Origin of the sequence: Microbacterium nanhaiense (genome assembly GCF_014646015.1) — a bacterium.
Taxonomy (GTDB): Bacteria; Actinomycetota; Actinomycetes; order Actinomycetales; family Microbacteriaceae; genus Microbacterium; species Microbacterium nanhaiense.
In genome coordinates this window covers 55,049-73,915 of the sequence record NZ_BMMQ01000010.1, presented here as the reverse complement: position 1 = coordinate 73,915, position 18,867 = coordinate 55,049, and the positions used below count along the sequence as shown (strand labels likewise).

20 protein-coding genes are annotated in these 18,867 nt (G+C 73.3%); 6 read left to right on the top strand and 14 right to left on the bottom strand.

Annotated features, from left to right (window positions below):
• Nucleotides 1–63 precede the first annotated feature (63 nt).
• Entirely contained in the window at nt 64–468 is a 405-nt protein-coding gene (locus IEX05_RS13720) for an ArsR/SmtB family transcription factor (protein WP_188702801.1), read from the top strand.
• A 2-nt stretch (nt 469–470) separates the two neighbouring features.
• Here the strand turns inward: IEX05_RS13720 and IEX05_RS13715 are convergent, their stop codons facing one another.
• Nucleotides 471–2,447: a thiamine pyrophosphate-requiring protein gene (locus tag IEX05_RS13715; protein WP_188702799.1), complete on the bottom strand. Its 1,977-nt coding sequence runs from the start codon at nt 2,445–2,447 to the stop codon at nt 471–473.
• Between the two features lie 224 nt (nt 2,448–2,671).
• On the opposite strand from IEX05_RS13715, the gene IEX05_RS13710 reads away from it, so the two are divergent.
• From IEX05_RS13710 to IEX05_RS13700, 3 genes are read left to right on the top strand one after another with little or no spacing between them, the layout of a single operon-like run.
• Nucleotides 2,672–3,376, top strand: coding sequence for a hypothetical protein (locus tag IEX05_RS13710; protein ID WP_188702798.1), 705 nt, complete (start codon nt 2,672–2,674; stop codon nt 3,374–3,376).
• A gap of 20 nt (nt 3,377–3,396) precedes the next feature.
• The gene (locus tag IEX05_RS13705; protein ID WP_188702796.1) at nt 3,397–4,941 is read left to right on the top strand and encodes an SDR family oxidoreductase; all 1,545 of its coding nucleotides are present in this window, start codon (nt 3,397–3,399) and stop codon (nt 4,939–4,941) included.
• A complete protein-coding gene (locus tag IEX05_RS13700; RefSeq protein ID WP_188702794.1) occupies nt 4,938–5,450 on the top strand; it encodes a TspO/MBR family protein in 513 nt (170 codons plus the stop codon). The genes IEX05_RS13705 and IEX05_RS13700 overlap by 4 nt, the downstream gene beginning before the upstream one ends.
• 4 nt (nt 5,451–5,454) lie before the next feature.
• Here IEX05_RS13700 and IEX05_RS13695 read toward each other — a convergent pair whose 3' ends face one another.
• The 3 genes from IEX05_RS13695 to IEX05_RS13685 are packed head-to-tail and all read right to left on the bottom strand — an operon-like array spanning nt 5,455 to nt 8,377.
• Nucleotides 5,455–6,576 (bottom strand): FAD-dependent oxidoreductase, encoded by a 1,122-nt coding sequence (locus IEX05_RS13695; RefSeq protein WP_188702792.1) that lies wholly within the window; start codon nt 6,574–6,576, stop codon nt 5,455–5,457.
• Nucleotides 6,573–7,283: a methyltransferase domain-containing protein gene (locus IEX05_RS13690; protein WP_188702790.1), complete on the bottom strand. Its 711-nt coding sequence runs from the start codon at nt 7,281–7,283 to the stop codon at nt 6,573–6,575. Before IEX05_RS13690 ends, IEX05_RS13695 begins: the two co-directional genes overlap by 4 nt.
• Entirely contained in the window at nt 7,280–8,377 is a 1,098-nt protein-coding gene (locus IEX05_RS13685; protein ID WP_188702789.1) for a type III polyketide synthase, read from the bottom strand. The genes IEX05_RS13690 and IEX05_RS13685 overlap by 4 nt, the downstream gene beginning before the upstream one ends.
• Nucleotides 8,378–8,499: 122 nt before the next feature.
• Here IEX05_RS13685 and IEX05_RS13680 point away from each other — a divergent pair, with 122 nt between their 5' ends.
• A complete protein-coding gene (locus tag IEX05_RS13680) occupies nt 8,500–8,985 on the top strand; it encodes an SRPBCC family protein (RefSeq protein ID WP_188702787.1) in 486 nt (161 codons plus the stop codon).
• Nucleotides 8,986–9,006: 21 nt separating this feature from the next.
• Here IEX05_RS13680 and IEX05_RS13675 read toward each other — a convergent pair whose 3' ends face one another.
• From IEX05_RS13675 to rfaE2, 3 genes are read right to left on the bottom strand one after another with little or no spacing between them, the layout of a single operon-like run.
• Complete coding sequence (locus IEX05_RS13675; RefSeq protein WP_308423421.1) at nt 9,007–9,204, bottom strand: DUF2795 domain-containing protein; 198 nt, start codon at nt 9,202–9,204, stop codon at nt 9,007–9,009.
• Nucleotides 9,201–10,091, bottom strand: coding sequence for a glycosyltransferase family A protein (locus IEX05_RS13670; protein WP_188702785.1), 891 nt, complete (start codon nt 10,089–10,091; stop codon nt 9,201–9,203). The genes IEX05_RS13675 and IEX05_RS13670 overlap by 4 nt, the downstream gene beginning before the upstream one ends.
• A complete protein-coding gene (gene rfaE2 / locus IEX05_RS13665; RefSeq protein ID WP_188702783.1) occupies nt 10,088–11,569 on the bottom strand; it encodes a D-glycero-beta-D-manno-heptose 1-phosphate adenylyltransferase in 1,482 nt (493 codons plus the stop codon). The genes IEX05_RS13670 and rfaE2 overlap by 4 nt, the downstream gene beginning before the upstream one ends.
• 121 nt (nt 11,570–11,690) lie before the next feature.
• Between rfaE2 and IEX05_RS13660 the strand changes: the two genes are divergently transcribed.
• On the top strand, nt 11,691–12,830 hold the full coding sequence (locus IEX05_RS13660; protein ID WP_188702781.1) for a glycosyltransferase family 9 protein: 1,140 nt from the start codon (nt 11,691–11,693) through the stop codon (nt 12,828–12,830).
• Here IEX05_RS13660 and IEX05_RS13655 read toward each other — a convergent pair.
• From IEX05_RS13655 to IEX05_RS13625, 7 genes are read right to left on the bottom strand one after another with little or no spacing between them, the layout of a single operon-like run.
• Nucleotides 12,796–13,503 carry an SDR family oxidoreductase gene (locus tag IEX05_RS13655; protein ID WP_188702779.1) on the bottom strand — a complete coding sequence of 236 codons (708 nt, stop codon included), beginning with the start codon at nt 13,501–13,503 and terminating at the stop codon, nt 12,796–12,798. The genes IEX05_RS13660 and IEX05_RS13655 overlap by 35 nt on opposite strands.
• Nucleotides 13,504–13,549: 46 nt before the next feature.
• A complete protein-coding gene (locus tag IEX05_RS13650) occupies nt 13,550–14,458 on the bottom strand; it encodes a bifunctional heptose 7-phosphate kinase/heptose 1-phosphate adenyltransferase (RefSeq protein ID WP_188702778.1) in 909 nt (302 codons plus the stop codon).
• Entirely contained in the window at nt 14,455–15,066 is a 612-nt protein-coding gene (locus IEX05_RS13645) for a D-sedoheptulose-7-phosphate isomerase (RefSeq protein ID WP_229661330.1), read from the bottom strand. Before IEX05_RS13645 ends, IEX05_RS13650 begins: the two co-directional genes overlap by 4 nt.
• Nucleotides 15,063–16,319 (bottom strand): glycosyltransferase, encoded by a 1,257-nt coding sequence (locus IEX05_RS13640; RefSeq protein ID WP_188702774.1) that lies wholly within the window; start codon nt 16,317–16,319, stop codon nt 15,063–15,065. The genes IEX05_RS13645 and IEX05_RS13640 overlap by 4 nt, the downstream gene beginning before the upstream one ends.
• Before the next feature lie 13 nt (nt 16,320–16,332).
• Entirely contained in the window at nt 16,333–17,292 is a 960-nt protein-coding gene (locus IEX05_RS13635; protein WP_188702773.1) for a glycosyltransferase, read from the bottom strand.
• A complete protein-coding gene (locus tag IEX05_RS13630; RefSeq protein ID WP_188702771.1) occupies nt 17,289–18,302 on the bottom strand; it encodes a glycosyltransferase family 9 protein in 1,014 nt (337 codons plus the stop codon). The genes IEX05_RS13635 and IEX05_RS13630 overlap by 4 nt, the downstream gene beginning before the upstream one ends.
• On the bottom strand, nt 18,299–18,835 hold the full coding sequence (locus IEX05_RS13625) for an HAD-IIIA family hydrolase (protein WP_188702769.1): 537 nt from the start codon (nt 18,833–18,835) through the stop codon (nt 18,299–18,301). Before IEX05_RS13625 ends, IEX05_RS13630 begins: the two co-directional genes overlap by 4 nt.
• Nucleotides 18,836–18,867 lie beyond the last annotated feature (32 nt).

Sequence of the window (18,867 nt, the reverse complement as noted above, 5' to 3'; positions counted from 1 at the left end):
CATCGTATCGCCGCGCGGCTCCATCCATGTTGTATATGTCGACGATGGCATACGCTGAGGGGTATGGCCGACATCTTCAGCGTGATCGCCGACAGCACTCGCCGCGACATCCTGCGCGTGCTCCTCGAACGCGACCAGCAGACGGAGGACGGTACCAGCGTCTCGCAGATCGTCGGCGAGCTGAGCGTCACGCAGCCGACCGTGTCGAAACACCTCAAGGTCCTGCGCGACGCCGGGCTCGTCACGGTGCGCGAGGACGGGCAGCACCGCTACTACCGCCTCAGCGCGGGTCCGCTCGAGGAGGTCGACGACTGGCTCATGCCGTTCTTCGTCGACGAGGCCGAGCTGGCGACCGAGGCGACCCAGTCCGTCTACCCGCCGCTTCCCGAGCCGGCGACCCGTTTCGCCGAGTCGCTCGGTCGCACGGCGGCCGTCGTGCAGACGGCGCTGAAGCGCCTCGGCGCCTGAGCCTACCGCTCCGCGTTCGCGTCGTCGGGGTCTTCGCCCTCGGCCTGTGAGGGGTGACCGTCGGTGACGGCGTCCGTCCCGGTGCCGGGGCGATCGGGGTCTTCGCCCTCGGCCTGCGACGGGTGCCCCGTGGCGAGGTCGTTCTGGTCGGGGTGGGTGTGCGGGTCTGACATGACGTCTCCGTTCTCGTAAGGGTGTTCCTGCTCGAGCCAGGCGTATACGTCGAGCAGCTCGCGCGCGTGCGCGTTGGCCTCGGCGCGGAGACCGGCGCGCATCGCTTCGAGCATCTTCTCGCCGTGCGGGAACGGCGGAAGCAGTGGCACATCGGGGTCGGTGACGGCCTCGATCAGCACGGGGCGGTCGCTCGCGAACGCGGCGTCCAGCACCGCGTCGACCTGATCCGGGTCGTCGATCCTCAGGCCGCGTAGGCCGAGCAGCTCGGCATAGCCGGAGAAATCGAAGCGCGGAACGTCCTGCGAGGCGACGAAGCGGGGCTCCGCCTCGGTCTCCCGCTGCTCCCAGCTCACCTCCGCGAGGTCGCGGTTGTGCAAGACGAGAACGACGAACCTCGGATCGGACCAGCTGGTGTATCGCTCGGAGAGCGTGATGAGCTCGGCGTTACCCAGCATCTGCATTGCGCCGTCGCCCGCGATGACGGCCACCGGCCGTTCGGGTGCCGACTCCTTCGCGGCGATGCCGTAGGGGATCCCGCAGCCCATGCTCGCGAGCGTGCTGGAGAGGTGCGCCTCGACCCCCACGGGTAGCCGCACCTGGCGCGCGTAGTGGTAGACGCCGCTGCCGACATCGAGCGCGAGCTGCGCGTCGTGGGCCAGGCGCTCGCCGAATCGACGGACGACGAGCTCCGGGTTGACCGGGCGGGCGGGGAGCTCCGCGCGTCGCCGTGAGATGTCATGCCACTGACGCACGCGGCGCTCGACCTCCTCGCGCCAGGGAGAGTGGGGGCGCGGGGAGACCCGACCGGCGAGCCGTTCGAGCGCGTCAGCACTATCGCCCACGACGCCCACCTCCACCGGGTAGCGGTCGCCGAGGACCGACGCGTCGATGTCGATCTGAACGGCCCGAGCCTGCCCGGGCGCCGGGTAGAACTCCGTCCACGGGTCGTGCGATCCCACGATGAGGAGAGTGTCGCAGCTCTGGAGGAGCCTCGCCGACGCGGTCGTGCCGAGGTGCCCCATTGTCCCGGCCGCGAGGGGGTGCGCCTCGTCGACATACGGTTTGCCGAGGAGGCTCGTCACGACGGCCGCGCCGATCCGCTCCGCGAATCGCAGGAGCTCCTCGCGCGCGCCGCGTACGCCGCGGCCGGCGAGGATCACGGGGCGCTCGCCGGCCTCCAGCAACTCCGCGGCGGCCACGATGTCGTCCTCGCGGGCGAGGATCCGTCCCTCGGCCCACAGCGGCGAGGACACCAGCTCGCCGTGCGCCTGCCCGAGCTCGGGCGCGGGTGCCGTCTGCACGTCGTGGGGAAGGATGACGACCGCCGGCCGAGACTCGGCGAGCGCGGCGCGGAACGCGCGGTCGAGGACCATCGGAAGCTGTTCGGCGGAGGACACCAGGTGCGCGCGCGGCGCGGAGACGTCTCGGAACAGCACCGGGAGATCGATCTCCTGTTGGTAGTCGGAGCCGATCACCGTCGTGTGCTGCTGGGCGACGAGGGCGACGACCGGCACGCTGTCGAGGAGGGCGTCGTAGAGCCCGTTCAGCAGGTGGACGGCACCGGGGCCCTGCGTCGACACCACGACGCCCACGTCGTGCCGGTACTTCGCCTCGGCGCACGCCATGAACGCCGCGGCTTCCTCGTGTTTGGCGCGAACGAAAGCGGGTCGGCCCGCGCGCCGCAGGGCACCGAGGAGGGGGTTGATCCCGTCGCCGGCGTAGCCGTAGACGCGGCTCACACCCCACGCCTCGAGGCGCTCGACGATCAGGTCGGACACGGTCTTCGTCGTCTCTTCTTCAGCCATGCGGCCACCCTCGCGGGCGCGGGCGATTTGCGCACGGGGGTGGACTCTCGACGCATCGCGCGTTAGTTACACCGTCACCTCCTCGGCGCATAGCGGCTCGCCCCGCCGATGTCAAGCATCTCGTGGCAGATCCACGATCGACCGTACGGTCGAGATACTCGGTTCGGCAGACGCAGCGACGTCAGCGCCGCGCCCGGACCGAGACCAGACGACAGGAGACCAAGATGAGTGACCTCGCAGATTTCGTGTCGCTGCTCGCCGAGCCGGGCCCGTGGACCTTCGCCTACGTCGACGGGGCCCCCGGAGAGCTCACCCGGCCCACTATCGAGGCCGACCTCACACACGCGAAGGCGCCCGCCGCCGACGTCGAGTGCCTGATGCGCGCCTTCGATGCTGCGCCGGAGCTCGACGCTCCCTCTGCCCGTTACATCCTCGTCCGCGACGGCGAACTAATCGTCAACGCTGCGCTCGCGGGCCGACGCATCCGCGGAGAATTCGCCGGCTACGACTCCGTGCCGCCCGTGCTGCCGATGCTCTGGCACTCACGCGACCTCTCCGAGGCGGTGCTGCGGCGCGGTACGCCCGCCGCCGGTGGCCGCGCGATCGGAGCCGAAGATGTCATGTCGGCGCTGCAGAGCGGCCGCGTCGACACGCTTCTGCTCGACGTGCGCCTGTGGAAGTCGGGCAAGACGCTCGAGGTGCTCGCCGCCGAGCCGTGGGTCGACGAGCGGGAGAGCACCGAGATCCCGGGCTACGGTCCGGTGCCGATGGCGGACGCCCTGGCCCGCGCGGCGCTGCTCTCGGGTGCCCGCGTCGTGATCGACGAGCACGCGGGCGAGGTCGCCCGCTCGGCTCGGGCGGCTCTCCCGCCGCAGGCGATCCTGCGCAGTCGCGCCGAACTACCCGTGCTCACGGCGGTCGCCGCCTGAGCCGGCAGCGCGCCGCACCGATGGATGACCTGAGCGCCCCCACGGGCACGGAGGACGCCCTGCGCGCTGTCGCTCGAGAGGACGGATCCGCGCCGCGCGCCCTCGTGCTCGGCGCGACGGGCTACGTCGGCGGTCGGCTCGTGCCGCGTCTGCTCAGCGGCGGCTGGCGCGTGCGCGTCCTCTCCCGTTCGGCCGAGCGGATCCGTGCCCTGCCCTGGGCCGATCGGGTGGAGATCGTCGAGGGCGACGCGGCCGATGCGGGCGCGCTCGCCGAGGGCGTCCGCGACGTCGACGCGCTCTTCCATCTCGTGCACTCCATGTCGAGCGGGCGAGACTTCGACTCGAGGGATCGCGAGATCGCGAACGCCGTCGCCCGCGCGGCGTCGCACGCGGGCGTACGCCGCATCGTCTACTTGGGCGGCCTGCATCCGAGGGGCGTCCCGCTTTCGCGGCACCTGGCCTCTCGCGTCGAGGTCGGCGACATCCTGCTCGCCTCGGGTGTGCCGACGCTGGTGTTGCAGGCCGGCGTGATCATCGGCTCGGGCTCGGCGTCGTTCGAGATGGTGCGTCACCTCACCGACGTGCTGCCCTATATGCCCGCCCCGCGATGGGTGATGAACCGGATCCAGCCGATCGCGATCCGCGACGTGCTGCACTATCTCCTCGCCGCCGCGCGGGCGGATCCCTCGATCAATCGCGCCGTCGACATCGGCGGGCCTGACGTGCTGCGCTACGGGCAGATGATGAACGGCTACGCCGTCGAGGCGGGCCTTCCGCAGCGCGGCATCGCCGCCCTTCCGGTGCTCACCCCGCGCCTCGCCTCGCTCTGGGTGGGGCTCGTCACTCCCGTGCCGAGCGCGATCGCGCGGCCGCTCGTCGAGTCTCTGCAGAACGACTGCGTGATGGCCGATCATGCGGTCGACGACGTCCTGCCGCGCCCGGAGGGCGGGCTCACCCCGTATCGGGAAGCCGTGCGCCTCGCCCTCGGTCGGATCGAGATCGACGACGTGGAGACCAGCTGGGTCGATGCGCGCGTGCACCAGGCGCCGAGCGACCCGCTTCCCAGCGACCCGGAGTGGGCGGGGCGAACGGTGTTCACGGATCGCCGCTCCCGGACCACGACGGCCGATCGCGACGCCGTCTGGTCCGTGATCACACAGATCGGCGGCACCAACGGCTGGCCCTCCGGCTCCGCGCTCTGGGCGCTGCGTGGCCTGCTGGACCGCGCGACAGGCGGTGTCGGCCTGCAGCGCGGCCGCCGCGCGCGTTCGCGCCTCGCCGTGGGCGACGCGCTCGACGTGTGGCGCGTGGAGGCGCTCGAACCCGGGCGCCTGCTGCGCCTTCGCGCCGAGATGAAGGTGCCGGGCAACGCCTGGCTCGAGCTCGGCATCGAGGATTCTCCCGTGGGCATCGCCTACGTCCAGCGTGCCGTGTTTTTTCCGCGGGGGCTGTCGGGGCGCCTCTACTGGCTCGCGATGCTGCCCTTCCACGGGTTCATCTTCAGCGGCATGGTGAACCGCATCATCGCATCCGCAGAGAACCACTCCGAGGAGGAATCATCATGACCCGCACTCCGTCGCTCGCCCGCCAGATCCTCGTTGCCGCGGTGTTGCTGCTCGCCGTCGTCGCCATCGCGGCCGGCGGCTCGCTCGCCACCGCAGGCTTCGTCGACGGTTGGTACGCGGATGCCGAGAAGGTGCCCTGGAACCCGCCGAACGCCGTCTTCGGCCCGGTGTGGAGCGTGCTCTACCTGATGATCGCGATCTCGGGGTTCGTCCTGTGGCGGTGGGTCGCGAGAGACGGCCGCCGCTGGGACCCGGCGCTGACGGTATACGTCGTGCAGCTCGCGCTCAACGCGGCCTGGACGCCGATCTTCTTCGCCGGATACTCGGTGATGGGCGAGGCGGCGTGGTGGGTCGCGCTCGTCGTGATCCTCGTCCTGATCGTCTGCGTGATCTGGTATATGGGGCTGTGCGCGACGCGGATCAAGGCGGCCGGATGGCTCCTCGCGCCGTATCTCGTGTGGATCCTCTACGCCTCGACCCTGAACGCGGGAATCGTCGCGCTGAACTGACGCCTCACGAGGCCCCGCGGTCGAGGCCCATCGAGTAAGCGTGCGCGGCGAGGCGGCTGAGGGGAGTGGTCGCCGCCGCCCGCACGGCGGCCGTCATCGCGGTGTGACCGGTTCGCCCCCGGGCGCGTCCGATTGCGGTGTTCATGCCCGCGAGCCGCGCCGCGGTGCGCGCGGATGCCAGCCGGGCGCGCTCCCAGCGGGCCACGGGGCGCGGGTCGTCGGGGGCGCGCAACCAGACGGCGAGAGCCGGGGCGAGCGCGGCCGCGTCGAGCAAACCGAGGTTCATGCCCTGGCCGCCGATCGGGCTGATCTCGTGCGCGGCGTCACCGATGACGAACACCCGTTCGCGGCGCATGCGGCGCAGCAGGATGCGGCGGATCTCGAACTCGCTCGCCGTCTCGATACGCTCGGCGAGGCGCTCGTCGCCGACGCGGAGCGCGAGCGCTCTCCGTAGCCGTTCAGCGGGATCCCCGTCGCCGCCGTCCCACGCGACGAGCCGCCGGCCGCCGCCCGGGAGGGGGAAGGACTCGACCACGCCGTGCCCGTCGAGGGTCAGCACGGCCGTGTGCGGCGGCTGCATCGGCGCCGCGTCGACGTCGGCCATGACGTAGCGGTCGGCGAGCGGGCGGCTCCCGGCGGGGATCCCGGCGAGACGCCGGTCTCCGCCGGTCGCGAGGACGACCGCGCGCGCACGGAGCGCGCGCTCGGCATCGTCCTCCCGGCAGGAGACGACGACGCCGTCGCCATCGGCTCGCACGTCGACGACCTCGACGCCGCGTCGGGCCGCGGGCGAGCATGCGCGCAACGCCTCCTCCGTGAACGACTGCGGGGCGGTCGCGATGAAGCCGTAGCGGGATCCGGGCCGGTCGAAGCGCACGCGCCCGAGGACGCGGCCGCGGCACATGGCCACGCCGGCGGCGACGCGCGCGGCGCGCGACAGGATCCGCTCGCCCGCGCCGCACGCCTCGAGCGCCCGAAGCGTCGGAGGGTGCAGGCCGATGGCGCGGCTACCGGGAGAGATGTCCGCCCGGCGCTCGAGGAGTTCGACATCGAGACCGAGCCGACGGAGCTCGGCAGCGAGAAGGGTGCCCGCGGGGCCCGCGCCGACGACCACGACGTCGATCACGGCAGGATCCGCGGGGAGACCGGGCGGTGCACGGCGAGTAGGCGGAAGCGGCCGGGCCGCTCGACCCGCCACGGCGCCGGGAGGCGCTCCGCAAGCTCGGCGGGGGTGTAGCTGCGGCGGATGCTGGTGAGACCGTCGACGCGCAGGAAGGTGCCAGGGGCAACCGGCAGGGCCCCGAGCGAGAAGGCCGCGTAGGCGAGCCTCCCGCGGGCGATGTCGGAGTGCACGCTGAGCCGCTCGCCGAGCCGCGCCGAATCCGCGAGGAGGGCGTCGAACTCGTCGGCACCCAGGTGGTGCAGCAGGTGGTTCGACACGACGAGGTCGAACGTCGCGCCCTCGTCGACGAGTTCGCGGCTGTACGCGCGGCGGAAGTGCACGCCCGGGCCGGGACGGGCGGCCCCGATGGCGCGCGCGTCGGGGTCGATGCCGACACCCGCGACGGCGAAGCCGTCGCGGCGCGCGGCCGCGATGAGCCGGTGGAGCACGTCGCCCGCGCCGCAGCCGATGTCAAGGATCCGCGCCGCGTGACCGGCGCGTTCGAGCGCGGCGAGCTCGGGGCGAATCAGCTCGCGGTAGACGCGCCCCCAGCACGCCACCGCGCGATTGACGAGCCCGAAGCGCTCGTAGGTGCGGCGGAGCATCGTCTCCGAGCAGTCGGGGTCGTCCATCCGCTCCGCGAGGTGCTCGGCGCGGACGGCGAGGGTCATGCCGCGGCCCGGGTCAGCGCGACGGTCTCGACCGTCAGGCCGGGCCCGAAGCACAGGCCAGCGACGCGAGCGCCGTCGGGCAGCGACGAATCCTCGAGGATCCGCCGGAGGATGAACAGGATCGTGGCGCTCGACATGTTGCCGTACTCGCGCAGCACCTCGCGCGAGTACGTCATCGCCTCGTCCGGGAGCGCGAGACCCGATTGCACGTGGTCCAGCACGCTGCGCCCACCGGGGTGCACGGCCCACGCGTCGACCGCCGTGACGGGGTCGACGCCATCGCCGAGCATCGACGCGGCGACCCCCGCGATCTCGCGGCCGATGATGCGGGGCACCTGCGCGGTGAGGGTCATCTCGAAGCCGTGGTCGCCGATCGACCAGTCCATGTCGGCCTCACCCTCGGAGGTGATCGCCGTCGAGAAGTCGCCGATCTCGAGCCGCGGCGCGCCCGTGCGCGGCGGGGCCGAGGCGACCACGGCGGCCGCGGCGCCGTCGCCGAACACCGCCGAGGCGACGATCTGCTCGGGGTCCCGCGAGGATCGGATGTGCAGCGAGCACAGCTCTGTGCACGCGACGAGCACGACGGAACCCGGCTGCGCCGCACAGATACGAGCCGCGGCACGGAGGGCGGGGAAGGCGGCCGCGCACCCCATGAAGCCGATGTGCGTCCGCTCGGCGGTGAGGCGTATCCCCAGATCGCGGACGAGCCGGTAGTCGGGTCCCGGCGCGAAGAAGCCGGTGCACGACGCCGTCACGACGTGCGTCACGTCGGCGGCGTCGAAGCCGCTGCCCTCGAGGGCTTCCCGCGCCGCCCGCGCCGTGAGCGCGGGCGATTCCCGGCGGTAGAGCGCGTTGCGTTCGCCCGTGGTGGGGGAGCGGAGGACGCCGTCGCGCGCGAAGTCGGTCGACTCCTCGCCGATGCCGCCGATCACCGAGTAGCGGTTGTCGATGGCCGAGTGGTCGAAAGCGGCCCCGATGAGCCTGGCCGTCAGCCGGTCGACGTCGGGTTGCGCACGGAAGAAGTCGCGGGTGGCGGGCTGTGACAGGCGCGCCTCGGGCGTCGCCGTGCCGATGGACATCAGGTGAGCCGTCATGCGTTCAGCCAAATGTCGCCCATCGCTCGCGTCGAGGGGGTTGACTTCCGGGCGGTGTCAAGGGCCTGCGCCTTCGACGGTCGCTGCGGTCAGGATGAGTGCATCTACCCGAGAGGAATCCCATGGCCACCAATGTGAGACGAGCCGAATGCACCCCGGAGGCCGTGTTCGAGGTGCTGGCGGAAGGCTGGCTGTACCCCGCCTGGGTCGTCGGCGCATCGCGCATGCGCGACGTCGACGACGCGTGGCCCGCGCCCGGATCGCTGCTGCACCATTCCGTCGGCACCTGGCCGGCGTTGCTCGACGGCACGACGAAGGTCCTCGCCTGGGATCCGCCGCGCCGCGTCGAGGTGGAGGCGCGCGGTTGGCCGATCGGAACGGCGCGAGTCGTCATCGAGGCGAAGCCCGCGGGCGACGGCTGCCTCATGCGGATCGTCGAGGAGGTGGAGCGCGGGCCGGCCAGGGCGCTCACGAGGCCTTTCACGGACGCGCTGATCCGGATCCGCAATAAGGAGACGCTGCACCGGCTCGCGTACCTCGCGGAGGGACGCGGATCCGGTGCGTCGGCGACCTCCGACGCCGAGCGCGGCGAGTCGGGCGGGGACTGATCCCGTTCGACTCGCCGCGGGTCACCGTCCGCTCACTGCCTCGCTGACGCCCGTCGGTCCCTCGTACTCGCGATCCGGAATCGCTTCCAACGCGTCGACCACGTCCGCCGGCGCGCCGGCATCGCGTGCCGCATCGCAGATCGTCTGTCGGCTCGCGGGATAGTCGATGCCGCCGAGGTATTTCTGAACCTGGATGGGGTTCGGGGTGTCGCTCATCATCGGGTCCCTTCCTTTTCTCTGCGAGCTTCCGCGTGTTCGCGGAAGACGATGTCGCGCGCCTCGACGCGGCGATCGGAGATCGTGGTGGGCGCCTCGAGGTGCACCGCGCCGCTCGGGAGCACGCCGGCGCCGCCGTCGCGCTCCATGACGCGCCACTCGGCCGCCACATCCTCGCCCGCGTGATGAGCCGGCAGTTCCCGCCAGAAGTCGAAGCCGCCCGCCGCGAGGAGTCGCGCGCGGTCGTAGAGGACGCAGCCCCCGACCCATGCGATGCGATAGGCCCGCGGCTGTTGCGCCGGGACGCGGTGCTCGAGCGCCGCGTGCGCGAGATTCGCGGCGTTGTGGAGCGGCCAGCGCTCGAAGGCAGTCGTGCCGGGCCGGACGCGCTCGGGAAGCACCCGGTGGTCCCAGAACTCCAGGGCGGCGCGCTCGTGGGGTCGGGACTCGCCGAGGTACGACAGGCCCTGAGGGGCGTAGCCGACGAATCCGCCGCCGAAGCGGGTGAGGGCCGCGTCCAGACGCGACAACGCACCCGGTTCCAGCCAGATGTCGTCGTCGAGGTAGAACACGCGAGGGGCGCTCGACACCTGCAGCAGGAAGTCGCGCTGTTCCGCCATGCCGCGGCGCGGCAGGTGCGGGATCACTTCGGCGGCCCGCCCCTGTGCGCGAAGCACCCGCAGCATCGCCTGCACCGCCGGATCCTCGACCTCGCCGCCGAGCGACTGGTCGCTGACGATCACCCGGAAGGGCGGATCGTCCTGGGCCGCGAGCCCCGCGAGCGTCACGGCGAGAGCGGACGCCCGCCCGGCGAACGGGACGAGCACGTCGATCTCCGGCGCCTCCGGGGCCGAGGCCTCCGCCCAGTTCCCGGCACCCCTGCGCGTCATCGCCGCGCCCCGTCGGACGCGACCTCGCGGATGCGCCCGATGATCTGCGTCGTCGAATGGTCGGCGACGTAGTCGAGGATGGCGATCTCGGCGCCGATCTCGTCGGCCGCGGCCGTCTCTGCCAGCATCTCCGGCGTGTAGTCGCCGCCCTTCGCATAGACGTGCGGGCGCAGGCGCCGGATGAGTTCGCGGGGCGTGTCCTCGGTGAAGATCGTCACGTAGTCGACGCACGCCAGGGCGGCGATCACGTCGGCGCGATCCCGCTCGCCGTTGACGGGCCGCTCCTCGCCCTTGAGCCGCCGAACCGACGCGTCGGAGTTGACCGCGACGACGAGCACGTCCCCCAGCGAGGCCGCCTGGCGCAGCGAGGCGGTGTGACCGCGGTGCAGCACGTCGAAGCAGCCGTTGGTGAAGACGATGCGATCCCCGCGCGCACGGTGCTCGTCGAGACGCGCCGCCAGCAGATCTTGATCCACGACCGCCAGCTCCGCGCCCGCGGCGCGCTCGAGCTCGTCGAGCCCGCACACGCAGGTGCCGACGCGCTGCACCGCCACGTCGGCGGCGCGCTGCGCGAGCGCGACGGCGCTCTCCAGAGGTTCGCCTGAGGCATGCGCGGCGGTGAGCGCCGCGACGAAGACGTCGCCCGCGCCCGAGGCCTGCTTTTCGGGGTACGGGTGGGCGCGGGTGCGCACGGGCGTGGCCCCGGGCGCGAGCAGCACCGTGCCGTCGCGATCGAGGGTGACGACGGCGGCGCGCGCGCCCGCCGCCTCGCGGATCCGCTCGGACAGCTCCGCGGCGCGCTCGGCGCGCTGCTCGCCCGACCCGAGGCTCTCGCCGGCGAGCAGCTCGGCCTCGGCGGCGTTGGGCGTCACGAGCTCGGGCCGCAGCGCGCGCAGCCGCCGCGCGTCGTGCGCGTCGACGACGCGGAGCGCGGGGCGGGGGAGGGCCGCGAGCCGTTCGACGATCTCGTCGCCGAGGAGCGAGCCGTAGTCGCACACGACCTGCGCATCCGCGTCCGCGCTCGCGGTGGCGACGTCGTCGATGAGCGCGTCGAGGGCCGGCGCGGGCCACGGATCCGGCTCGCTGTCGTCGATCCGCACGATCACCTGCTCGCCGGCGCTCACGCGCACCTTCGTCGTCGTCCTGGCGCCCGCGATGGCGCGCACGCGGGAGACGTCGACGCCCGCGTCGGCGAGGGCCTCGCGAAGGATCCGGCCCGCTTCGTCGTCGCCGACGAGGCCCACGGCCGCCACGCGCGCGCCGAGGGCGGCGAGGTTCACGGCGGTGTTCGCGGCTCCGCCCGGCACGTGCTCCCGCGCGTTCAGGTCGACGACGGGTGCGGGGGCCTCGCGCGCGATGCGGCCGATCGTGCCCGACCACCAGCCGTCGAGCAGCAGATCGCCGATCACCACCACGCGCGGCGCGCGTTCGCGGATCCGCTCCGTCGGGGTCTGCGCTCGTCGCGTCGTCTCAGCCATCTCGCTCTCCCTCGTCTCGGGTCATCGTTCCTGCCCCATACCCGCGTCGGCCGGTTTTGAACCCCGCGGCGTCGCGCGTCCGCTCCGTTTGAAGGCCGCGACGAGCGGGAACCGGAGAGGAATGAACCTCTTCCCCGCCATCGCGCCCGTGTCCGAACCCTTCGACGGCGTGCGCCGCATCGCCGTGCTCCGCGGGGGCGGCCTCGGCGACCTACTGTTCGGTCAGCCCGCGCTGGCCGCCCTGGCCGGGGCATACCCCGAGGCCGAGATCACGCTGCTCGGCTCGACGATCGCGGGCGAACTCTTCGCCCCCGAGAGCCCGCGCGTGCTGGGCGCCCCGCACCGCGTGGTTCGGCTACCGGCTGTCCCGGGTGTCGCGGCCTCGCCGGAGGCCGAACCGCCCGCCGAGCTGGGCGACTTCCTCGCCGCGCAGAGGGACGAAAACTACGACCTCGCCGTACAGATCCACGGCGGCGGCAGGTACTCGAATCCCTTTCTGAACCTGCTCGGGGCGCGGCACACCGTTGGCACGCGCACGCCCGACGCGGAGCCGCTCGAGCGCACGATCGACTACGTCTACTACCAGCATGAGGTGCTGCGGGCCCTCGAGGTCGCGGGGCTCGCGGGCGCTGCACCGGTCGTGCTCGAGCCCCGCATCGAGATCGACGCGGCCTCGGCGGCGGCGGCGGAGCGCGACGCCGACTCCCCGCTCGTCGCCATCCACCCGGGGGCCACCGACCCGCGCCGGCGCTGGCCCGCCGAACGCTTCGCGGAGGTGGCGGCCGCCCTCCTCGACGACGGGGCGCGGATCCTCCTCGTCGGCGGCGCGGAAGACGTTCCGCTCGCCGCGAGGATCCGCACCAGGATCGAGGAGATCGCCCCCGGATCCGGCTCGCGCATCGAGGATGCGAGCGGCCGAATGACGCTGCGCCGGCTCGCGGCCGCGCTCGCGGGCGCCGACCTCCTGGTCGCGAACGACAGCGGGCCGCGGCACCTCGCGCAGGCCGTGGGGACGAAGACCGCGGCGGTGTTCTGGTTCGGCAACGTCGTCAATGCCGGCCCGCTGGGCCGGGGGCGGCACCGCGTGCAGCTCGCCTGGACGACCCATTGCCCGGTGTGCGGGCGAGACAGCACGCAGGTGGGCTGGACGGCGGAACGCTGCGAGCACGACGTCTCCTTCGTCGGCGACGTGACGAGCGACGCCGTGCTCGCGGATGCGCGTCAGCTCATGGCCACGACGGCTCCTCCTCGGGGCAGATGACGAGCTCGCGCACCTCGACGCCCTGGGGCTGCTGCAGCGCGAACACGATCGCCCGGGCCGCCTCGGCGGCCTCGATCAGCTGGGCGTCGGCGCCCGGCTTGTACTGCTCCGGGCGGTCGTCGAAGAACGCCGTGCGCATGCCGGCCGGGATGATCGTCGTGACGCCGAGCCTGCCGCGCGTCTCGGCGGCGAGCGCGCGCGAGAAGCCCAGAACGCCGAACTTCGAGGCGCAATAGGCCGTCGCGTCGGAGACGCCGCGGAGCGCCAGCGACGACGCGACGATGACCGCGCGGCCGTGCACCTCCTCGAGGTACGGCAACGCCGCGCGCACCGTCGACACGGTGCCGAGGAGGTTGACCCCGATCACGCGCTCCCACTCGACGGCGTCCACCTCGCCGAGCGTGCCGCAGCGGTCGATCCCCGCCGCCGTGACGACGGCGTCGATTCCGTCGAGCTCGGCGGCGAGCGCGGCGATCGCGTGCTCGACCTCGATGTGGTTCGAGACATCGGCCTGCGCGAACGGCGTCGCGCCGCCGTCGTCGAGCGGCACGCGGTCGATGACGGCGGGCGAGCCGCCGGCCGCGCGCACCGCGTCGACGACGGCGGCGCCGAGGCCGGAGGATCCGCCGGTTACGACCACGCGGCCGACGGGACGGGGGTAGGGGCTCGTCATGACTTTCTCCTGTTCGTGTATGTGATTGCTTCTTCGCCAGCCGTCCTCACGCGAGCGTGGGAACGGGAGGATGGTTGCCCGCGAGCGCGCGCACGCCGCCGCGGGCGAGGTAGGCGGACGCCGCGGCGACGGCGCCGCGCACGGCGTCGGCCAGCTCCGCGCCCGCGGCGAGCGCCGCGATCGCGCTCGCCGCGAACCTGTCGCCGGCCCCGCAGGGGTCGTGGGTCGAGACGCGGTCGGCCGCGAACCAGAGGCGTTCGTCCTGCGGTCCCTTCGACAGCAGGGCGCCGTCCTCGCCGAGCGTGATCGCGAGCGATGCGCACTCCCACGTCTCGTGTAGCGCGCGGATGGCCGACGGCGTGTGCACCGTCTCGCGCGCGACGCCGACGACGGCCGCGGCCTCGGCCTGGTTGGGGGTCGCGAGCGTCGTGTTCGGCACGGGCCGCGTTCCGCGCGGGTGCGGATCCCACACGAGCGGCACCCGCCCCGCCCGTTCGGCGAGCGCCAGACGGATCGCGGGGTGCGCGGTCATGCCCCGACCGTAGTCGGCGACGACGATGGCGTCCGCGAGCGCGATGGCGCGCAGCATTTCCTCGGAGGCCTGCGGCACGGGGGCGGGTTCGCAGCCCTCGTCGAGGCGGGCGATGGGGAACCCGTTCGCGCGCACGCGCGTCTTGATCGGCGTCGGTGCGCCCGCGTCGCCCGCGACGATCCGGACGCCCGCGAGCAGCCCGCGGATCCGGTCGGCGGCCTGATCGTTGCCGAGCACGGTGACGAGGCTCACATCGAACCCGTCCACGGCGAGCATGCGGGCCACGAGCCCTGCGCCGCCCGCGCGGGAGACGCGGGAGCCGATCTCGACGACCGGAACGGGGGCGTCGGGGCTCAGCCGGGTCGAGGCCCCGTCGATGTCTTCGTCGAGAAGCGTGTCTCCGACGACCGTGATCCTCATCATGTCTCCTCTCGTTGCGCGGATCCGATGACCGCCGCGTCGAAGACGGCGCAGAGCGCGTGCACTGCGGCGAGCTGGCATTCCTGCACGTGGGGCGACGCGCCGTCGAGGCAGATCGCGTCGTCGCAGGCGGTCGCGAGCGCGTTGGGGCCGGGGCCCGTCAGAGCCCAGGCGAGCGCACCGACGTCGCGGGCGGCTCGGGCGGCCGCGATGAGGTTCGCGCTCGCCCCGCTCGTCGACAGCAGGAGCACGATGTCTCCGGCCCGCGCGTGCGCGCGCACCTGGCGCGCGAAGACCTCATCGAAGCCGTAATCGTTGCCGATCGCGGTGACGCTGGAGGTCTCCGCGTTGAGGGCGATGGCGCTGAACGCGGGGCGCTCCTCGCGGTACCGTCCGACGAGCTCGGCGGTCAGGTGCTGCGCCTCCGCCGCGGATCCTCCGTTGCCGGCGACGAGGATCCGCGCGCCGCGCGATAGCCGGTCGGCGAGCAACTCGCCCCACGCCGCGAGGTGCGCGGCGTGCCGGGCGGCGTCGTCGAGGGCGGAGCGGAGGGCGTCGAGGTGCGTCGCGACGAGCCGCTCGCTCGCCGGGGCGGTCACGGTGAGGGTCATCGCAGCGCCCATTCCGTTGCGGGCCCCGCCGCCTGCGCCGCGTGAGCGCCGGACGCGAGGGCCTCGAGGTAGGCGTGCTCGACCTGCGCGGCGACGCGATCCCAGGTGTAGCGCGCCTCCACCCGCTCCCGGCCGGCCCGGCCCATGCGGTCGCGGACGCGGTCGTCGGCGAGGATCGCGCCGAGCGCGTCGGCGATGGCCTGCGCGTCGCGGGGCGGCACGTGCATGCCGGTGATGCCGTCGATCACGGTGTCGATGAGGCCGCCGACCGCCGCGGCGACGACCGGCACACCGCAGGCCATCGCTTCGAGGGGAACGATGCCGAACGGCTCGTACCACGGCGCGCACACGACCGCGTCGGCGGAACGGAGCAGGGCGGGGACGCTCTCGCGCGCCACGGGGCCGCGGAAGATCACCCGGTCCTCGACGCCGCAACCGCGCGCGATCTGCCGGAGCCGGGCGATCTCCGGATCCCTCGCGGCGGGGCCTTCCGCGGATCCGGCGACGACGAGCTCGATGTCGTCCCGCCCCTGTGCGGCGAGGATCCCGAGCGCGAGGATCACGAGGTCGACGCCCTTGCGGGGCACGAGTCGGCCGATGCTGACGATGCGGTGCGCGAGACCGCGCGGCTCCACCGGGCCGTCGGGGGAGAACGCCGTGACGTCGACGCCGCACGGGGCGATCGAGATGTTCTGCGAGGGCACGCCCATCGAGCGAAGCTCGAACGCCTCGTCGCTGCAGGAGGCGATGACGCCCGTCACGGTGCGCGCCACGTGGGGTTCGAGCCAGGCGCGCGCGGCGGGGCTCGTGTCGGCCGCGCCCTGGTGGCGCCGCTTGACGGTGCCGAGCGCGTGGAAGGTCTGCAGGACGGGCGGCGCCGGGGAGACGCCGAGCGCCGCGGCCGCGAGCGAGGCGACGCCCGACATCCAGAAGTGGGCGTGCACCACCTCGGGCGGGTCCTCGGCCCACACGGCGGCGATGCCGCGGGCGAGCTCGTCCATGTGGGGCAGGAGCTCGTCCTTCGGCACGCGCGCGGCCGGGCCGGCGTCGACGTGGACCACCTCGACGCCGTCGCCGAGCGGGACGCTCGTCGGCAGTTCGGGGTCGTCGCGCCGGGTGAACACCGTCACCTCGTGGCCGCGACGGGCGAGGGCGAGCGAGAGCGCGGCGACGTGCACGTTCTGGCCCCCCGCGTCGACGCTGCCGGGGGCGGCGAGCGGGCTCGCGTGTTCGGACACCATGGAGATCTTCATCGGATCCTGCCTTTCAGTGGAGTTTCGGGGCGGACCCCGAGGAGGAGGAGGGAGCGCGGCGCGCGTCGGCGAGCAGCTCGCCCCAGTCGCGCGCGAAGCGGTCCATCCCGTAGCGGGCCTGGGCGAATTGGCGGGCGGCGGCTCCCTGCACGCGCGCCCGTTCCGGGTCGTGCAGGAGCAGCTCGGCGGCCGCCGCGAGCTCGTCGACGTTCGTGGAGACGGTGCCCGCCTCGGGAGGCACGGCCCGGGGCACCTCGGTCGTCGCGAGCGCGACGACCGGCATGGCGAGCGACATCGCCTCGATCAGCGACAGCCCGAGCGAGGTCCAGCGGAAGGGGTGCATGTACACCCGGCGGCGGGCGAGTTCGGCGTGCAGGCGATCCGTGCGCAGGTCGCCGCACGCGCGGATCGGCGCGTCGCCTCCCTCGAGCAGCTCGGTGCCGATGCCGAACACATCGATCGGCGCGCGCTCCGCGAAACGGGGGAGCAGGTCGGTTCCGACGACGCGCCCCCGGCGCACCGGCTCGTTGACGACGACGCCGAATGACGGGAGCTCTCCCGTGTACAGCGCGCCCGGATCCGGCACGCCGTGTTCGATGACGCGGCTTGGCGCACGGCCCGTGTCCCACACGAGCGCGTTGAAGTGCGTCACGTGCACGACGGTGATCTCGTCCTGGTCGGCGAGGAAATGCCGCTGCGCGACCGGCGAGCGCTGCGGAGTGTTGTGCTCGACGAAGATCGCGGGCACGTCTCGCCCGAGGTGGCGGCCGAGCAGCCGCTCCGCCTCGGCGAGCTCGCCCGTGCGCTGCAGCACGACGACATCGATGCCCGCCTCCGCGAGCTCGGCCTCGGGAACGCGAACGACGCCCGTCGCGCCCGGCGGCGTCTGCTCCGCCGGCACCACGCACTCGTGACCGATGCGGGTGAAGGCGTTCATCCACCCGCCGTGCACGTACCACACCAGGATCCTCATGCGGGGACCTCCTCTCGTGCGAGAGCCTCGACCGCGTCGGCGAGCTCCTCGGGCGCGATGGTCGACAGGCAGGGATGGCCGGGCACGGGGCACTCGCGCGCTCTGGTGCCCCGGCACGCGGCGTCCTGGTCGCCCAGGATCCGCACCGGCACCCCGTGCGGCGCCCACCGCGCAACCGGAACGACGGGCGAGAACAGGCTGACGACCGGCGTGCCGACCGCCGCGGCCAGGTGCGCCGGGCCGGTGTTGCCGACGACGATCGCGGCGGCGCCCTCGATGGCGCCCGCGAGGGACGCCAGGTCGAGAGACCCGGACAGGTCGAGGCTCGCCGGGATGCGCGCCGCGAGCCCGCGCTCGTCCGCCGAACCCGTGACGACGATCTCCCAGCACCGGGAGGCGAGGATCCGAGCCGCCGCCGCGAACAGCTCGACCGGCGCCTGCCGTGCGGGGACGCTCGCGCCGGGGTGTAGCACCACGTAACCGCCGCGCGGGGGCAGGCCGGGCGGCACGCGCAGGTCGCTCACCGCGAGACGCGAGTCTTCCGAGGGCCAGCCCGCCGCCTCGGCGATCGCGAGCGCGCGCAGGGGCTCCGGGATGTCCTCGGGAAGATCCTCGCCCGGGCGCAGACGCACGTCGAGCAGGGACCCGGCGTAGTCCGTCGAGACTCCCGTGATCCGGCCGACCCCGGCGAGCCTCAGCGCGAGGGCGAGCGGAAGCGGTGACTGATGGAACGACGTCAGGATGACCGCCTCGTCCACGCCGGCGGCACGCACCCGCTCGACGAGATCCGACATGTGCACGGGGGTGGCCGGCGGGGCCGGGTTCGCGATCCAGGGCGCGTCCCACACGATCAGTTCGGCGACTCCCGGAAGAAGCTCCGCCGCGGCCCTGCCTCGAGGGCCCACGAGCATGACAACCTCGGAGTCGCGGGCGATGGCGCGGACCGCGGGCCCGCACACGAGCACGTCGCCCGCGCTGTCGAGCCGCGCCACGAGCACCCGCCGGCTCATGATCGCGCCCCCTCGAGCGCCGAGACGACCGCCTCGTCGAGGTTCGCCGCGACCCACGGGGCGCGCGCGACCTCCTCCGGCAGGGTTCGCGGGGTGGGCACGAGGATCCCGGACGCACCGGCCGCGCTCGCCGCGTCGATATCGGCCGCGATGTCGCCGATCACGACGACCCGTTCGGGCGCAACGCCGAGCTCGGCGGCGGCGGAGCTCACCATGCCGGGAGCCGGCTTGCGGCAGGAGCAACCGTCGTCCGGCCCGTGCGGGCACACCCGCCAGACATCGAACTCCCCGAAGAGGGCGGTGACGCGGTCGTGGATGCGGGCGAGTCCCTCCCGGGAGACGAGGCCTCGCGCGATGCCCGACTGATTGGTGATGACGCCGACGCGGCACCCGGCCGCGCGCGCCCGCGTCACGGCCGCGACGGCCGTCGGCATGGGCACGACGCGCCGCTCGTCGTCGTTGTACGGAACATCGACGATGAGGGTGCCGTCGCGGTCGAACAGGATCGCGGCGGGAGCGGTGGGTGCGGTCATGCCCCCAGCAGTGCCCGCGCCCCGTGCTTCCG

Coding starts and splice junctions, on each gene's coding strand:
- IEX05_RS13670 (WP_188702785.1), bottom strand. CDS start 10,091: ATGACGCGCAGGGGTGCCGGGAACTGGGCGGAGGCCTCGGCCCCGGAG.
- IEX05_RS13625 (WP_188702769.1), bottom strand. CDS start 18,835: ATGACCGCACCCACCGCTCCCGCCGCGATCCTGTTCGACCGCGACGGC.
- IEX05_RS13645 (WP_229661330.1), bottom strand. CDS start 15,066: ATGACCCTCACCGTGACCGCCCCGGCGAGCGAGCGGCTCGTCGCGACG.
- IEX05_RS13630 (WP_188702771.1), bottom strand. CDS start 18,302: ATGAGCCGGCGGGTGCTCGTGGCGCGGCTCGACAGCGCGGGCGACGTG.
- IEX05_RS13650 (WP_188702778.1), bottom strand. CDS start 14,458: ATGATGAGGATCACGGTCGTCGGAGACACGCTTCTCGACGAAGACATC.
- IEX05_RS13640 (WP_188702774.1), bottom strand. CDS start 16,319: ATGAAGATCTCCATGGTGTCCGAACACGCGAGCCCGCTCGCCGCCCCC.
- IEX05_RS13710 (WP_188702798.1), top strand. CDS start 2,672: ATGAGTGACCTCGCAGATTTCGTGTCGCTGCTCGCCGAGCCGGGCCCG.
- IEX05_RS13685 (WP_188702789.1), bottom strand. CDS start 8,377: ATGACGGCTCACCTGATGTCCATCGGCACGGCGACGCCCGAGGCGCGC.
- IEX05_RS13655 (WP_188702779.1), bottom strand. CDS start 13,503: ATGACGAGCCCCTACCCCCGTCCCGTCGGCCGCGTGGTCGTAACCGGC.
- IEX05_RS13635 (WP_188702773.1), bottom strand. CDS start 17,292: ATGAGGATCCTGGTGTGGTACGTGCACGGCGGGTGGATGAACGCCTTC.
- IEX05_RS13660 (WP_188702781.1), top strand. CDS start 11,691: ATGAACCTCTTCCCCGCCATCGCGCCCGTGTCCGAACCCTTCGACGGC.
- IEX05_RS13720 (WP_188702801.1), top strand. CDS start 64: ATGGCCGACATCTTCAGCGTGATCGCCGACAGCACTCGCCGCGACATC.
- IEX05_RS13690 (WP_188702790.1), bottom strand. CDS start 7,283: ATGACCCTCGCCGTCCGCGCCGAGCACCTCGCGGAGCGGATGGACGAC.
- IEX05_RS13715 (WP_188702799.1), bottom strand. CDS start 2,447: ATGGCTGAAGAAGAGACGACGAAGACCGTGTCCGACCTGATCGTCGAG.
- rfaE2 (WP_188702783.1), bottom strand. CDS start 11,569: ATGGCTGAGACGACGCGACGAGCGCAGACCCCGACGGAGCGGATCCGC.
- IEX05_RS13705 (WP_188702796.1), top strand. CDS start 3,397: ATGGATGACCTGAGCGCCCCCACGGGCACGGAGGACGCCCTGCGCGCT.
- IEX05_RS13700 (WP_188702794.1), top strand. CDS start 4,938: ATGACCCGCACTCCGTCGCTCGCCCGCCAGATCCTCGTTGCCGCGGTG.
- IEX05_RS13680 (WP_188702787.1), top strand. CDS start 8,500: ATGGCCACCAATGTGAGACGAGCCGAATGCACCCCGGAGGCCGTGTTC.
- IEX05_RS13675 (WP_308423421.1), bottom strand. CDS start 9,204: ATGATGAGCGACACCCCGAACCCCATCCAGGTTCAGAAATACCTCGGC.